General features: G+C 64.0%; 16 protein-coding genes. 4 read left to right on the top strand and 12 right to left on the bottom strand.

Features of this window, described 5'->3' with window-relative positions:
- Positions 1-33: 33 nt before the first annotated feature.
- A complete protein-coding gene (locus NKI70_RS04815; RefSeq protein ID WP_352572004.1) occupies positions 34-945 on the top strand; it encodes a LysR family transcriptional regulator in 912 nt (303 codons plus the stop codon).
- Here the strand turns inward: NKI70_RS04815 and NKI70_RS04810 are convergent.
- From NKI70_RS04810 to NKI70_RS04795, 4 genes are all read right to left on the bottom strand, one after another.
- Entirely contained in the window at positions 903-2084 is a 1182-nt protein-coding gene (locus NKI70_RS04810) for an MFS transporter (protein ID WP_352572003.1), read from the bottom strand. The two genes, NKI70_RS04815 and NKI70_RS04810, sit on opposite strands and share 43 nt — an antisense overlap.
- 146 nt (positions 2085-2230) lie before the next feature.
- The gene (locus NKI70_RS04805) at positions 2231-2692 is read right to left on the bottom strand and encodes a cupin domain-containing protein (protein ID WP_352589896.1); all 462 of its coding nucleotides are present in this window, start codon (positions 2690-2692) and stop codon (positions 2231-2233) included.
- A gap of 11 nt (positions 2693-2703) precedes the next feature.
- The gene (locus tag NKI70_RS04800; protein WP_352589894.1) at positions 2704-3012 is read right to left on the bottom strand and encodes a DUF1244 domain-containing protein; all 309 of its coding nucleotides are present in this window, start codon (positions 3010-3012) and stop codon (positions 2704-2706) included.
- Between the two features lie 26 nt (positions 3013-3038).
- The gene (locus tag NKI70_RS04795) at positions 3039-3836 is read right to left on the bottom strand and encodes an N-formylglutamate amidohydrolase (protein ID WP_352572000.1); all 798 of its coding nucleotides are present in this window, start codon (positions 3834-3836) and stop codon (positions 3039-3041) included.
- A gap of 285 nt (positions 3837-4121) precedes the next feature.
- Between NKI70_RS04795 and NKI70_RS04790 the strand changes: the two genes are divergently transcribed.
- Together NKI70_RS04790 and pyk are read left to right on the top strand one after the other, a co-directional pair.
- Positions 4122-4568 carry a DUF1036 domain-containing protein gene (locus tag NKI70_RS04790; RefSeq protein WP_502894514.1) on the top strand — a complete coding sequence of 149 codons (447 nt, stop codon included), beginning with the start codon at positions 4122-4124 and terminating at the stop codon, positions 4566-4568.
- Positions 4565-5995, top strand: coding sequence for a pyruvate kinase (gene pyk / locus NKI70_RS04785; protein ID WP_023678464.1), 1431 nt, complete (start codon positions 4565-4567; stop codon positions 5993-5995). Before NKI70_RS04790 ends, pyk begins: the two co-directional genes overlap by 4 nt.
- Positions 5996-6229: 234 nt before the next feature.
- Here pyk and NKI70_RS04780 read toward each other — a convergent pair whose 3' ends face one another.
- Together NKI70_RS04780 and ykgO are read right to left on the bottom strand one after the other, a co-directional pair.
- Positions 6230-6829, bottom strand: a complete 600-nt coding sequence (locus NKI70_RS04780) for a tetratricopeptide repeat protein (RefSeq protein ID WP_023678465.1) — start codon at positions 6827-6829, stop codon at positions 6230-6232.
- 94 nt (positions 6830-6923) lie between these two features.
- Complete coding sequence (gene ykgO / locus NKI70_RS04775; RefSeq protein ID WP_006203764.1) at positions 6924-7049, bottom strand: type B 50S ribosomal protein L36; 126 nt, start codon at positions 7047-7049, stop codon at positions 6924-6926.
- Between the two features lie 235 nt (positions 7050-7284).
- On the opposite strand from ykgO, the gene NKI70_RS04770 reads away from it, so the two are divergent.
- Positions 7285-7707, top strand: a complete 423-nt coding sequence (locus tag NKI70_RS04770) for a lysozyme inhibitor LprI family protein (RefSeq protein ID WP_352454859.1) — start codon at positions 7285-7287, stop codon at positions 7705-7707.
- Positions 7708-7799: 92 nt separating this feature from the next.
- Here NKI70_RS04770 and NKI70_RS04765 read toward each other — a convergent pair whose 3' ends face one another.
- From NKI70_RS04765 to NKI70_RS04740, 6 genes are all read right to left on the bottom strand, one after another.
- Positions 7800-8876 (bottom strand): 5-(carboxyamino)imidazole ribonucleotide synthase, encoded by a 1077-nt coding sequence (locus tag NKI70_RS04765; RefSeq protein WP_352696837.1) that lies wholly within the window; start codon positions 8874-8876, stop codon positions 7800-7802.
- A complete protein-coding gene (purE, locus tag NKI70_RS04760; protein WP_023678468.1) occupies positions 8873-9370 on the bottom strand; it encodes a 5-(carboxyamino)imidazole ribonucleotide mutase in 498 nt (165 codons plus the stop codon). Before purE ends, NKI70_RS04765 begins: the two co-directional genes overlap by 4 nt.
- Positions 9371-9494: 124 nt before the next feature.
- Positions 9495-10328, bottom strand: coding sequence for an anti-sigma factor family protein (locus tag NKI70_RS04755; protein WP_352696836.1), 834 nt, complete (start codon positions 10326-10328; stop codon positions 9495-9497).
- Complete coding sequence (locus NKI70_RS04750; RefSeq protein ID WP_051406172.1) at positions 10325-10885, bottom strand: sigma-70 family RNA polymerase sigma factor; 561 nt, start codon at positions 10883-10885, stop codon at positions 10325-10327. Before NKI70_RS04750 ends, NKI70_RS04755 begins: the two co-directional genes overlap by 4 nt.
- Positions 10886-10910: 25 nt before the next feature.
- A complete protein-coding gene (locus tag NKI70_RS04745; RefSeq protein WP_502896695.1) occupies positions 10911-11153 on the bottom strand; it encodes a cupredoxin domain-containing protein in 243 nt (80 codons plus the stop codon).
- 116 nt (positions 11154-11269) lie between these two features.
- Positions 11270-12217: a metallophosphoesterase family protein gene (locus NKI70_RS04740; protein ID WP_023678472.1), complete on the bottom strand. Its 948-nt coding sequence runs from the start codon at positions 12215-12217 to the stop codon at positions 11270-11272.
- Positions 12218-12264 lie beyond the last annotated feature (47 nt).

Raw genomic sequence — 12264 nt, 5'->3', positions numbered from 1 at the left:
GACTATGATTGGCGATATGATATTCAATTTTGAATGGATATTGACTGGAACCTGATCAAGAGTTTCGTCACCGTGGCGGAGACCGGCAGCCTGTCGGCCGCCGCGCGAAAACTTGCCGCGAGCCAGCCGACGCTCGGCCGCCACATCACCGAGCTGGAACAGGCGCTCGGTGTCACGCTCTTCCGGCGCGGGCGGCGTGGCTACGCGCTCACGGAAGCGGGCAGCACGCTCTTTGAACGGGGCCGCGCGGTGAGCGAGCAGGCGAGCGCCTTTTCGCTGCTGGCGCTGGGATCGGTCGAGGCGATCGAGGGTACGGTGCGCATTGCCGCCAGCGAAGTGGTGGCGGCCTATGTGCTGCCGGAAATCACAGCGAGGCTTGGGTTCGAGGAGCCGGGCATCGAGGTCGAGATCGTCGCCTCGAACCAGGTCGAGAATCTGCTGCGTCGCGACGCCGATATCGCCATTCGCATGGTCAAGCCGGCGCAGAATGAGCTGGTCGCGCGCAAGGTGACCGACATTCCGCTCCGCGCCTGCGCGGCAAAATCCTATCTGGACCGGCGTGGCCGTCCGCGCGAGGCCCGCGATCTTGCCGGCCATGATCTGGTCGGCTTCGACCGCAGCGATGAGATCATTCGCGGCTTTGCCCAGTTCGGCGTCCCGCTCGCCCGCAATGCCTTCCGCTTCAGGACCGATAATCAGATCGTGCTGTGGGAAGCGGTGCGGGCGGGAAACGGCATCGGCTTTGGCCAGGAGCCGCTCGCCGACCGTGATCCGCTGGTCGAGACAGTGCTGCCGGGTCTCCCGCTGCCGACGCTGCCGGTGTGGCTGGCCATGCACCGCGACGTGCGTACCAGCGTGCGCATCCGCCGCGTCGCGGATTTCCTCTACGAAGAGTTCAAGCGCTATTCAGCCGGTGCAGGCTCGGCAGCGAATTCGGCGCGGTGAGCGAGGCCGGCCATCAACAGCACGACGACCAGCAGCCCGGAGAGTGCGACGAAGATCGGGCCGAAGCTCGAGTGCTCGGCGACGAAGCCGATCGCCGACGGCGCCACCAGAATGCCTGAGTAACCCATTGTTGTGACGACGCTCATGCCTGTGCCGGACGCCATGCCCTCCTGGTTGCCGCCGGCCGAAAAAATGATCGGCACCATGTTGGCAATGCCGAGGCCGCAAAAGGCGAAGGCGGCAATGGCCAGCCAAGGCGAGGGAGCCAGCCCGGCCACCAGCATGCCGGCAGCAGCGGCAAGGGCCGAGGCGCGCAATGTCGTAACGGCACCGAAACGGTTGCGGACGCCATCGCCGAGAAAGCGCATGATGGCCATGACTCCGGAAAAGGCGGCATAGGCCAGGCCTGCGATGGCAAGATCGGCGCCGAGCTCCTGCCTGAGATACAGCGCCGCCCAGTCGAGTACCGCACCTTCGGAGATCATCGTCAGCAGCGCCATCAGCCCAACCAGATAGACCAGCGGGTTTGCTGGCAGCGCGAATTTGTGATGCTCGGCGACTGGGTGCTTGTCCTCGGCGATCAGGTAGCGGATCGCGACGGCGATGACGGCAAAGGCAAGAGCCGTCACCACTGTCGCATGGGCGAGGTGACCGTAGTTCTGGATGGCGAAACCGCCCAAAGCGCCGCCAGCGAAACCGCCAAGACTCCAGAAGCCGTGCGAGGACGACATGATGGCACGGGACAGCCGCCGTTCGACTGCCACTGCGTTGGCATTCATGGCGACGTCCATGCCGCCGATCGAACCGCCGAAGATGAACATGGCGACGGCCGCAAGGGGCACGTTGGGGGCCAGAGCCACAACCAAAAGGCCGAAGCTGCCGGCAAGTCCGAACCAGCGCAGCACCGTGCGCGAGCCATGCTTCGAGATCAGATGGCCGCACCAGGTCATGGCAGTGACGGCGCCGGCACCGAACAACAGAATCAGCAAGCCGAGCGTGAACTTCGAAATGTCGAGTCGCGTCAGGAACACCGGGATCTGCGGCGCCCAACTGCCGGTCAGGAAGCCGTTGGAGAGGAAGATGCCGGCCACTGCCCAGCGTCCACGAATCGCGATCTGCGTGATTTTCTGCGCGTCCATCGGGTAGAATCCGGTCCGGAAATGGCGTTGCGCGGCAAATTAGATCGATTCAATTCACAGTCAAGCGCTCTTCGCCGAAAGTGCTTGGACCAGACGCTACGTCCTCTCGCGTCGGCCAACCACCTCGGCGGTCCACTCCGAAATCCCTACGACTCGGGATAAGGCGCGCCATCTTTGTGCACAAACCGGCCGTCAGCGTTGGTGCTCATCATGTCGATGTCGGAGCAGGTGGCGACGTCGTCGGGCCAGCGCGAACCGACTTCGAGATAGATCGCCATCGCGCCCGATTTATTGATCATGTGATGGCCGTTGCCTGATCCTTTCGGAAAGGCCGCGCAATCACCGGCGCGCAGCACCGTCTCGCCGGCATCTTCGACGAGCGTCAGCTCGCCTTCAAGCACGTAGACGAATTCGTCTTCGTGCGAATGCCAGTGGCGCTGGCTCGACCAGTTGCCCGGCGGCAGGCGCATGAGATTGATGCCGAAGTCGGTGAGCCCGCCTGCGTTGCCTAGCCGCTGCCGCACGCGTTCGGCACAGGGTGCATCGAACGGCGGTGGATAGGATGAGCCCTTGCGTCCGGGCACGTCGGCAACGTCAATCTTAGGCACGGCGTCCTCCCCTAGTGATCCCTAGGGCGTCTTGCCTCGAACTCGGCCTTCTTGGCGTCGGAGGCTTCGACCTGGTTCAGTGCCTGCCACTCGGCATAGGGCATGCCGTAGATGATTTCGCGCGACCGGTCCTTGCTGAGTTCGACACCTTCGGCTTGCGCCGCGTCGCGGTACCAGTTGGACAGGCAGTTGCGGCAGAAGCCGGCGAGGTTCATCAGGTCGATGTTCTGTACGTCGGAACGCTCGCGCAGATGCGCGACCAGCCGGCGGAAGGCAGCGGCTTCGAAATCGCGCTTTTGTTCTTCGCTGAGTTCGGTCATGTCATGTTGGCCTCCCTTGGGCCTCATCATACCGGCCCGGTGCGCGAGCCGAATATTTTCACCGCATGTATATCGGCACGTCGATCTATCGCGTCAACGATCGGCGCCAGCCGTTCGGCCCAGGCGAGGGCACCCTTGCGGTCGGCGATCAGGTCCTGGCGGACCTCGAGCAGCGCATGGGCAAAGCCGTTGACGATGGCATGCCTGAACATGGTATCGCCGCGCAGTGCGCCGTCATAGGGTTCGTTGTCGCCGACGATGAGGCTCTTGTCCTCGGCGAGCATGTCGATCAGCGGCCGCGCAACGCGGTCGTCCAGGTCCCACAATATGCCGGCGTGCCACGGCCGCACGAATCCCTGCATGGTCGGTGTGAAGGAATGCACCGAAAAGATGAAGGGTGCCCGCGCGGATGCTCGCGCCACAGAGGCGATCATGGCGCCGACGGCATCATGATAGGGGCGGTAAAAGCGGTCCAGCCGCCTTTCGCGCTCCTCCGGGGCCATGGGATAATTTCCCGGGATGACGGTGCCGTCATAGAGCTGGCGAATCAGCGTTGGATCGTCTTCGCCGCGATTGGGGTCGATCAGCAGTCGCGAAAAATTGGCAAGCACCGCCGGAACGCCGAGCAGACTTGCGAGTTCGCGGGTTACAGTCTCGACGCCGATGTCGTAGGCGATGTGGCGGTCGAACTCCGCCGCCGGCAGGCCGAGACTGCCATACTCCTCCGGCAGGTCGCGGCGGGCGTGATCGGCCAGAAGCACCATGCCGCGCTTGCGATCGCCTTCGACGATATCGAAAGGCGCGAAAACTGTGGATCGGGTCATTGGCGGGAAAGGTCTGTTCGCTGGCTTTCGGGGAGGTGGTATCGTCATTCCACGAAGAGAACGCTTGCGCAATGCCGTTGTTTGGCCACGGTTTCTGCCAAAAAAATGAGCAGGGGCGACCGCAAGCGCGCCAGAGCCTTCTAAATCGATTGGAATTGGACAGATCGGCGCGTTGACATGCGTACGGACTTTTCCGAAAAGGGGCGTTGAGAGATGCAAATGTGGTTCTTGAGGGGTTTCAGGATGGGTTTCGCCGGCAGGCTGCGTGTGCGCCACGCCTTGGCCATGCCGCTCCTGGTACCGGCCATGGGTCTTTTCGCGGTGATTTCGGCCTCGCCGGCACGGGCCGATTTCCGGGTCTGCAACGCCACGCAGAACCTGGTCGGTGTCGGCATCGGCTATCGCGCCAAAGCCGGCTGGATCACCGAAGGCTGGTGGCACATCGAAGGATCGAGCTGCAAGACGCTGATCGAGGGACCGTTGTCATCAAGGTTTTACTATCTTTATGCAGAAGACGCCGAGCGCGGCGGACGCTGGGATGGCCCGATCAACATGTGCGTGGCCGAAAAAGAGTTCAAGATCGCCGGCGTTACCGATTGCGTCGCCCGGGGCTTTCAGCGCGCCGGATTCCAGGAATATGACACGGGCGAGCAGGCAAGCTGGATGGTCCAGCTGACTGACGAGCCCGCAACGGATGGCGCTCCAGCCGCCCCGGGAACAAACAGTCAATGAGACGCAGCCGCAAGGTCAAGATCCTCGCCACCATCGGTCCGGCCTCCTCGTCCGAGGAGATGCTGAAGAAGCTGTTCGAAGCCGGCGCCGACGTGTTCCGCATCAATATGAGCCACACCGACCATGAATTGATGCGTACGCTTGTCGGCCGCATTCGTGCCGTCGAGGAGGCGGTCGGCCGGCCGATCGGCGTTCTCGCCGACCTGCAAGGGCCAAAGCTGCGCGTCGGCAAGTTCGCCAACGGCAAAGAGGTGCTGACCGCCGGTCAGACCTTCACGCTCGACGACAATGCCGAGCCCGGCAATTCGACGAGGGTCTACCTGCCGCATCCCGAAATCCTGCGTTCGGTCGAGGCTGGTCATCGCCTGCTGATCGACGACGGCAAGCTCGAGCTCAAGGCGGTCAGCAGCAACGGCAAGGCGATCGTCTGCACCGTCGTCGCCGGCACCACCATTTCCGACAAGAAGGGCGTCAGCCTGCCCGACACCGACCTGCCGGTCGGCGCGCTGACGGAAAAGGACCGCCGGGATCTCGACGCGGTTCTGGCGACCGGCGTCGACTGGGTGGCGCTGTCCTTCGTGCAGCGGCCCGAGGACCTGGCCGAAGCGCGCAAGATCGCACGCGGCCGGGCGCTGATCATGGCCAAGATCGAAAAGCCGCAGGCCGTCGCCCGGCTGGCCGAGATCATCGAGCTTTCGGATGCGCTGATGGTCGCCCGCGGCGATCTCGGCGTCGAGATGCCTCTCGAAGCCGTGCCTGGCATTCAGAAGCAGATTACCCGCGCCGCGCGCCGTGCCGGCAAGCCGGTGGTGATCGCCACGCAGATGCTGGAATCGATGATCACCGCGCCGGTGCCGACGCGGGCCGAGGTGTCGGACGTGTCGATCGCCGTGTTTGAAGGCGCCGACGCGATCATGCTTTCGGCGGAGTCCGCCGCCGGCGCCTATCCGGTCGAGGCGGTGGCGATGATGAACCGGATCGCCACCAAGGTCGAAACCGACCCGACCTATGCCGGAATTATCAACGCGCAGCGCTCGGAACCGGAAGCGACCGGAGCCGACGCGATTTCGCTCGCCGCCCGCGAAATAGCCGAGACGCTGAAGCTGTCGGCGATCATCACCTATACCGCGTCCGGCACGACCGGCTTGCGCGCCGCGCGCGAGCGGCCGCAAGTGCCGATCGTGGCGCTGTCGCCGATCCTCAACACGGCGCGGCGGCTGTCGCTGTTGTGGGGCACGCATTGCGTCGTTTCCCCCGACGCCAGCGACCTCGACGACATGGTCGACCGCGCCTGCCGCATCGCCTTCGATGAAGGTTTCGGCAAGCCGGGCGACCGCGTCATCATCACGGCCGGCGTGCCGCTGAGGACGCCGGGCTCGACCAACATGTTGCGCATCGCCTATGTCGGATCGGAAGTCGGCCGCTAATGTCGGCCGCGGCTGCCGGATAGGCCGGCTGCATGGCGCGTCGTAAACACGGCGCCAGCCGGGCGCATCGACGGCAGTCGGGTTAGGATAGACGCCGAACTCCGCCAGCTTGCATCAGCCTGTGACCGGTTCAGGAGTAGGGGAGTAGGGCGCATGTGTGCCACAGTGCAATCTGCACCTCTCACATACTACCTTACTACCTTACTCCCCTATTCCCCTACTCCCTTACTGGTCTCAAATGCCTTCGCCGGCAAGCTCCTCGGAAAGTGCGGCGACCTGGTCCTGGGCGCTGCGCATCATTGGGTAGATGCCGAGCACGCGCTGCCAGGCCTCAAGTGCCGACTGCTTGTGGCCGGTTTCGGCCATGATCTGAGCCAGGCCCGAAAGCGCGCCGAAATGGCGTGGTTCGAGCTGCAGGGTGCGGTCGATGTCCGCCATCGACTTCCCGTAGTTCTTCATTATGAAATGAACAGTGGCGCGCCGGTTCCAGCCTTCCGCATAGGTCGGCTGCAAAGTCACCACCTGATCGAGGAAATCGAGTGCAACATCGAATTTCTGGTTTTCGATCGCCTTCTGCGACCATTGCATCATCAGGTCGATAGAGGCGCTGCCCGACTGGGACCACTCGCTGCCGATCCGTCCGGCGATGCGCTCGGCCGCCTTTTCATTGCGTTCGCGTTTGAGATCGGCAAACAGCTGATCGAGCCGCGCCTGTTTCGTCTTGACGACCGGAGGTGCTGTCGGCGGAGTTGTGGTCGGATCTTCAGCCCACGCCGGCAGCGAGACAGCGCCGGAAACGAGGAAAGCCGTGAAAAATGCAAAAAGAATCCGCATCGCGGGAATCTAGCCCCCGACGCCGGATCGTCAAACTGAATTTAGCGTGAGAGTCGTATCATGCGAACGGAGGCGCGCAGCCTCCGTCGAAAACTCAACCCTGGCGCGCCTTGTAGCGCGGCGCGGTCTTGTTGATGATGTAGATGCGGCCCTTGCGACGAACCAGCTGGTTGTCGCGGTGACGCGCCTTCAACGCCTTGAGCGAATTCTTGATTTTCATGGTCTTGCCCGTCGGTCTGGGCCCGGTCACGGGCCGAATTATTAAGGCGCGCCCACAGACGCGCCTTTGAACTGTGCGTGGCTCATAGACGAGGAGCGTTGCCCGTGTCAACCGCAAGCGCGTTGCCTAAACGATACGGACCGTTTCGTATCATCAAATATCCGCCACTGGCGTCTTGCGGCGTTGCGCAGGGTTGAGACGGCTGGAATGATGCGGTTGCGAATTGGAGATCGTCATGCGCCGAATTCTTGTGTCCGCCTGTCTTGTCGTCCTCGCGGCAGGTTCTGTTGCCTATGCGCAGGAATGCGACCGCAACGACGACAGCCAGCAGATGATGAACATCTGCGCCGACGCGGACTACAAATCCGCCGACGCCAAGCTCAACAAGGCCTACCAGGATCTCATCGGCGGAAGTGACGCAAAAGCCAGGAAGCTGTTGCAGACGGCGCAGCGCGCCTGGATCGCTTTTCGCGACGCGGAATGCAGCTATTCCGCCGCGGACAGCGAAGGCGGCTCGATCTATCCGATGCTGATATCGGAATGCCTGACGCGGCTGACCGACGATCGCACCAAGCAGCTCACCGCCGATTCGACCTGCGCGGAAGGCGATGTGAGCTGCGCCAGCCCCGACGAGGACGAGAGCGGCGAAATCCAGTAAGCGTAGGTTCTAACTTTGTGTTTGAGCATGATCTTTTCCGAAATCCGGATTCCACTTTTCGCTAGCGCGGACCTTCGGTTCGGGATCATGCTCTAGCTGCGGCGGCTCACGCGCGTAAAATGGCCCATCTTGCGGCCGGGCCGCGCCTCGGCCTTGCCATAGAGGTGCAGCATCAGATCGGGCTCGGCGAGCAGCTCAGGAGCGCGCCTGACATCGTCGCCGATCAGGTTTTCCATGACGCAGTCGAACTGCCGGGCGGGATTTCCCAGCGGCAGGCCGGCGACGGCGCGGATGTGCTGCTCGAATTGCGAGATGGTGCAGGCGGCCTCCGTCCAGTGGCCGGAATTGTGGACGCGCGGCGCTATCTCGTTGGCCAACAGCGAACCGTCGGCAAGGACAAAGAATTCGACGCCGATGACGCCGACATAGTCGAGCGCTGCAAGGATCTCTGCCGCCGCCGTTTGAGCCGCAGCCGCCGTCTCGGATTTTACTCCGGCCGGCAGCGTCGAGCTGTGAAGAATACCGTTGCGATGGACATTCCACGCTGGATCGTAGGCGGCGAGCGAGCCGTCGCTGCCGCGCGCGGCGATCACCGAAATCTCGCGCTCGAAGGTGACGAAGGATTCCAGGATCAACGGCACGTTGCCCATCGCCTCGCAAGTGCCGGCAAAGCCGCCTGTTTCCATGTTGCGGAAGACACGCTGGCCCTTGCCGTCATAGCCCATGCGGCGCGTCTTCAATATGCCGCTGCCGTTGAACTGTTTCAGCGCAGCCGTCAGTTCCTGGTCATTGTCGACGGGGCTGAAATCCGCGGTCGGTATGCCGATGCCGTTGAGGAATTTCTTTTCCGCCAGCCGGTCCTGCGCCACTTCCAGTGCGCGTGCCGGCGGATAGACCGGCACCGTAGAGGCAAGTGCCGCGGCGGCCGCGACCGGTACGTTCTCGAATTCATAAGTAACGACGGCACTGGCCGCAGCCAGCTCGCTAAGCGCGGCCGCGTCGTCATAGGCGGCGACGATCTGCCGGTTGGCGACCTGTGCCGCCGGGCAATCCGGCTGCGGCTCCAGCACGACGATGCGGTAGCCGAGGCGGGCCGCGGCCATCGCCAGCATGCGGCCAAGCTGGCCGCCGCCGATGATGCCGATGCTCGATCCCGCCGGCAGGCTCACGGCGCGTCCGTGGGCTCGGCGGCCACCTTGGCGGTCTGCGCGGCGCGCCAGCTATCCAGCCGGGCGGCGAGCTTTTCGTCGCTCAGCGCCAGCACCGCGGCGGCCAGAAGTGCAGCGTTGGCAGCGCCGGCCTTGCCGATGGCCAAAGTGCCGACCGGAATGCCGGCCGGCATCTGCACGATTGATAGCAGCGAGTCCTGGCCCGACAGCGTCTTTGATTCCACCGGCACGCCGAACACCGGCAGCGGCGTCATCGCCGCCGTCATGCCGGGCAGATGCGCCGCACCGCCGGCACCGGCGATGATCACCTTGTAGCCGGCCGCCTTGGCGCCCTTGGCGAAGTCATAGAGCCGGTCGGGCGTGCGGTGGGCCGAGACGATCAGGCGCTTGTGCGGAATTCCAAGCGCCTCAAGCGTTTCGGCGGCGTGGCGCATCGTCGCCCAATCGGACTGGCTGCCCATGATGATGGCGACGTCGGCGCGATGATCGTCCAAGCTTCTGCTCCCCGGCGGCAAAGGCGCGCATTAGCGGAAATCGAGGGGAGCCGCAAGGATGGCCGCAAACGGCAAAGCGGCTTGTGACGTTTCTGTCGCTCCGCAAATGGATAGGGGCGGTCTGTCATGGGGCGGCCGCTGCTCGGAAGCGGTTGACGAAGTCGTCGAGTTCAGGCCGTTCGGTATCGGAAATCGCCCAGTACGAAAAGGCACTGTCGCTCCAGTGGACCAGCGAGAAGCCACCGGCAGAAAGATCGACCGGTCCGGCTGTCGAGCCGGTTTCCTCGGGCGCGGCGACCAGAGTGATCAGGTGCTCGCGGTGCCTGTAGACCAGTGCCGGCACTGGCTGGTCGGCGATCACCTCGACCCGGCCGCCGAGCAACGCGAAGCCGTCACTGGCAAGGTCAGGTGCCGGCGGCGACAGGCCGACCCTGCCATCCAGCCAGGGTTTGACCGTGTGCCGGTCCGACGAGACGACGTCCACGGGGCTGGCTGCCAGCAGGCTGCGGCGATGGCCGCTGGCGACCGCGGCGGCAAAGCTGTCGGGCGCCCTGCTCAGCATCATCCATTGCGTCGCGCCGCTGGCCAGCACGGCGGTAACGATGATCGACGCCGCCAGCGCGCGCCAGTCGAACGCGCCAAATTGGTGCACCGCTCTGTGTGCCGGCGGCACTCGAGCGGCGGGCGCCGGCGCCGGCAGCACTTTCTCCGTACCGGCTGTCCCGATTGCAGCGATGCGAGCCTTGAAATCCTCACGGACATCGAGCCTCGGCAGCCCGCTGACGACCGTCTGCAGCGCAGCGATGCGGGCATGCTCGGCGGCGAGCGCCGGATCGGCCGCGATGCGTCGCTCGACAGCCAATGCTGCTGCTGCGTCGAGCTCGCCATCGACCAAGGCATGGATCATCAGCTCCACGCCCGCCGGGTCATCGGGCAGTCCATCGTTGTGCGCGCTCATGGCGCCCTCCCAAGTTGGGATATCAGCAGACCGCGCGCCCTCGCCAGCCGCGACATCACCGTGCCTAGCGGCACGCCAAGCAGCGTCGCGATCTCGCGATAGCTGAGGCCGTTGATGTCGCGCAGCACCACAGTCTCGCGAAATTGGTGCGGCAGCGCGGCGATCGCCGCCTCGAGTGCGGCCGCGTCGGCCTTGGCGATCAGGCTTGCCTCAGGACTATCCGTATCCGGCAGGCCGGCGCCATATGCAGCCGTCATGTCATCGAGGTCGCTCAGGTCGCCGACGGCGACGATACTGCGCGGCCGGTTGCGCGCCAGCCAGGAGTAAGAGGCGTTGCGCACGATCGCCAGCAGCCAGGCGCGCGCATTGCCGCCGGCATAGCCGGCGATGCCCGCATGCGCCTTCAAACAGGCCTCCTGCACCACATCCTCCGCGTCGGCGGCGTTGCCGGTCAGCCAGCGGGCAAGCGCAAGCGCATCCGCGAGATGGGGCAGAACCACCTCGCGAAAGCGCTCGGTCGCGGCCTCTTGGTTCAACACCGTCGCATCGCCCGGCATCCCGGACAGAACCTTCCGAAAATCCTCACGGAGCGACGGTGATCCTGCCCTGCATGTGCGGGTGAAGCCCGCAGAAATAGGCATAGTCGCCCACTTTGGTGAAGGTGAAGGCATATGTGTCACCGGTGTCAAGCGCCTTGGAGCGAAACGAGGCATCGTTGGCGACCACCAGATGCGGGATGTCGTCGTCATTCTCGAAGGTCACGGTAGTGCCCTGCTTTACCGTCAGCACCGCCGGTGTGAAGGCAAAGTTCTCGATCTTGACCATTGGCTGGTCTGCTGCGTTCAGTGGCATGGCAACCATTATCAGGATCGCCGCCAAACCGAACGTGACAGGGGATACGACCAAGACGCGGGATGGGAAGCGGATCATCGCATTTCCCCTCAGGCCAGCGTGCTGTCGATGATGGCGAGGTCCTGCCCGCCTTGCTTGACTGTCACGCTGCTTGTGCCGAGCAGGCTGCGCAACTGGCCGGCAGGTACCGTCATCGGCCCGGGTGAGGCTGCGGTGCCCGGCGCCGGTTGCGGGAAAGCGGTCGAGCGCGCGGTATGAAAGGTAACGTTGCCTTCGACCTTCTGCATGATCTGGTGGATATGGCCGTTGAGTACGGTGACAGAGCCGAAGCGCTTGAGCAGGGCCAAGGCCTGCGCCGCGTCGTCGGTGCCCCAGCCCCATTCGGGATAAACAGCCCATAGCGGGATGTGGGCAAAGACGACGATTGGCGTCGAGGCGGTGACCGCCTTCAGATCATCGGCCAACCATGCCAACTGGTCGGCGCCGAGATTGCCCAGCCCGCCAGCCTTCAGGTTGACGACGTTGACCAGGCCGATGAAATGGACGCCGTTCTGGTCGAACGAATACCAGCCAGCGCCCTTGGTGCCCTTGCCGTAGCGGTCGAGATAGGCCTGGCCATTGCCGTCATCGATCAGGTCGTGCTCACCGGGCACATAATGCACGTCGAAGCCTGCGCCGCCGATGATCTGGGCAGCGTTGTCGAACTGCGCGGCTTTCGACAAATGGGTGATGTCGCCGGTGTGGATCATGAAGGCGGGCTTTTGCGGCAACGCCTGGATCTTGCCGATGGCCTCCTTCAGCGTGTCGATGGCGTGCGGGTTGGCAGCCTTGTCGAAGCCGATGTGGCTGTCGGAGATCTGGAGGAAAGTGAAGCCGGTGGCCAAGGCCTCGGCGGCTTGCGACGCACCGAGCAGGCTGAGCGAAACCGGCACGCCGGCCGAAATTGTCCACAGCACTCCCGTGCCGGCCCAGATCATGCATTCCAGTGCATGACGGCGGCTGATGCCGTCAGCTTCATTGTCGTGGTGGTGGGTCATACCGGTCTCCTGCACGCCGGAAATGGCGTCTGTTTGGGAGACCAATG

It is taken from the genome of Mesorhizobium sp. M0500 (assembly GCF_040321165.1).
GTDB lineage: Bacteria > Pseudomonadota > Alphaproteobacteria > Rhizobiales > Rhizobiaceae > Mesorhizobium.
This window is presented reverse-complemented; position numbering and strand designations above follow the sequence as displayed.

Coding starts and splice junctions, on each gene's coding strand:
- NKI70_RS04750 (WP_051406172.1), bottom strand. CDS start 10,885: ATGCCGGGCGATGCGACGGTGTTGAACCAAGAGGCCGCGACCGAGCGC.
- ykgO (WP_006203764.1), bottom strand. CDS start 7,049: ATGAAAATCAAGAATTCGCTCAAGGCGTTGAAGGCGCGTCACCGCGAC.
- NKI70_RS04755 (WP_352696836.1), bottom strand. CDS start 10,328: ATGAGCGCGCACAACGATGGACTGCCCGATGACCCGGCGGGCGTGGAG.
- pyk (WP_023678464.1), top strand. CDS start 4,565: ATGAGACGCAGCCGCAAGGTCAAGATCCTCGCCACCATCGGTCCGGCC.
- NKI70_RS04810 (WP_352572003.1), bottom strand. CDS start 2,084: ATGGACGCGCAGAAAATCACGCAGATCGCGATTCGTGGACGCTGGGCA.
- NKI70_RS04800 (WP_352589894.1), bottom strand. CDS start 3,012: ATGACCGAACTCAGCGAAGAACAAAAGCGCGATTTCGAAGCCGCTGCC.
- NKI70_RS04745 (WP_502896695.1), bottom strand. CDS start 11,153: ATGGTCAAGATCGAGAACTTTGCCTTCACACCGGCGGTGCTGACGGTA.
- NKI70_RS04780 (WP_023678465.1), bottom strand. CDS start 6,829: ATGCGGATTCTTTTTGCATTTTTCACGGCTTTCCTCGTTTCCGGCGCT.
- NKI70_RS04740 (WP_023678472.1), bottom strand. CDS start 12,217: ATGACCCACCACCACGACAATGAAGCTGACGGCATCAGCCGCCGTCAT.
- NKI70_RS04790 (WP_502894514.1), top strand. CDS start 4,122: ATGCCGCTCCTGGTACCGGCCATGGGTCTTTTCGCGGTGATTTCGGCC.
- NKI70_RS04770 (WP_352454859.1), top strand. CDS start 7,285: ATGCGCCGAATTCTTGTGTCCGCCTGTCTTGTCGTCCTCGCGGCAGGT.
- NKI70_RS04795 (WP_352572000.1), bottom strand. CDS start 3,836: ATGACCCGATCCACAGTTTTCGCGCCTTTCGATATCGTCGAAGGCGAT.
- NKI70_RS04815 (WP_352572004.1), top strand. CDS start 34: ATGGATATTGACTGGAACCTGATCAAGAGTTTCGTCACCGTGGCGGAG.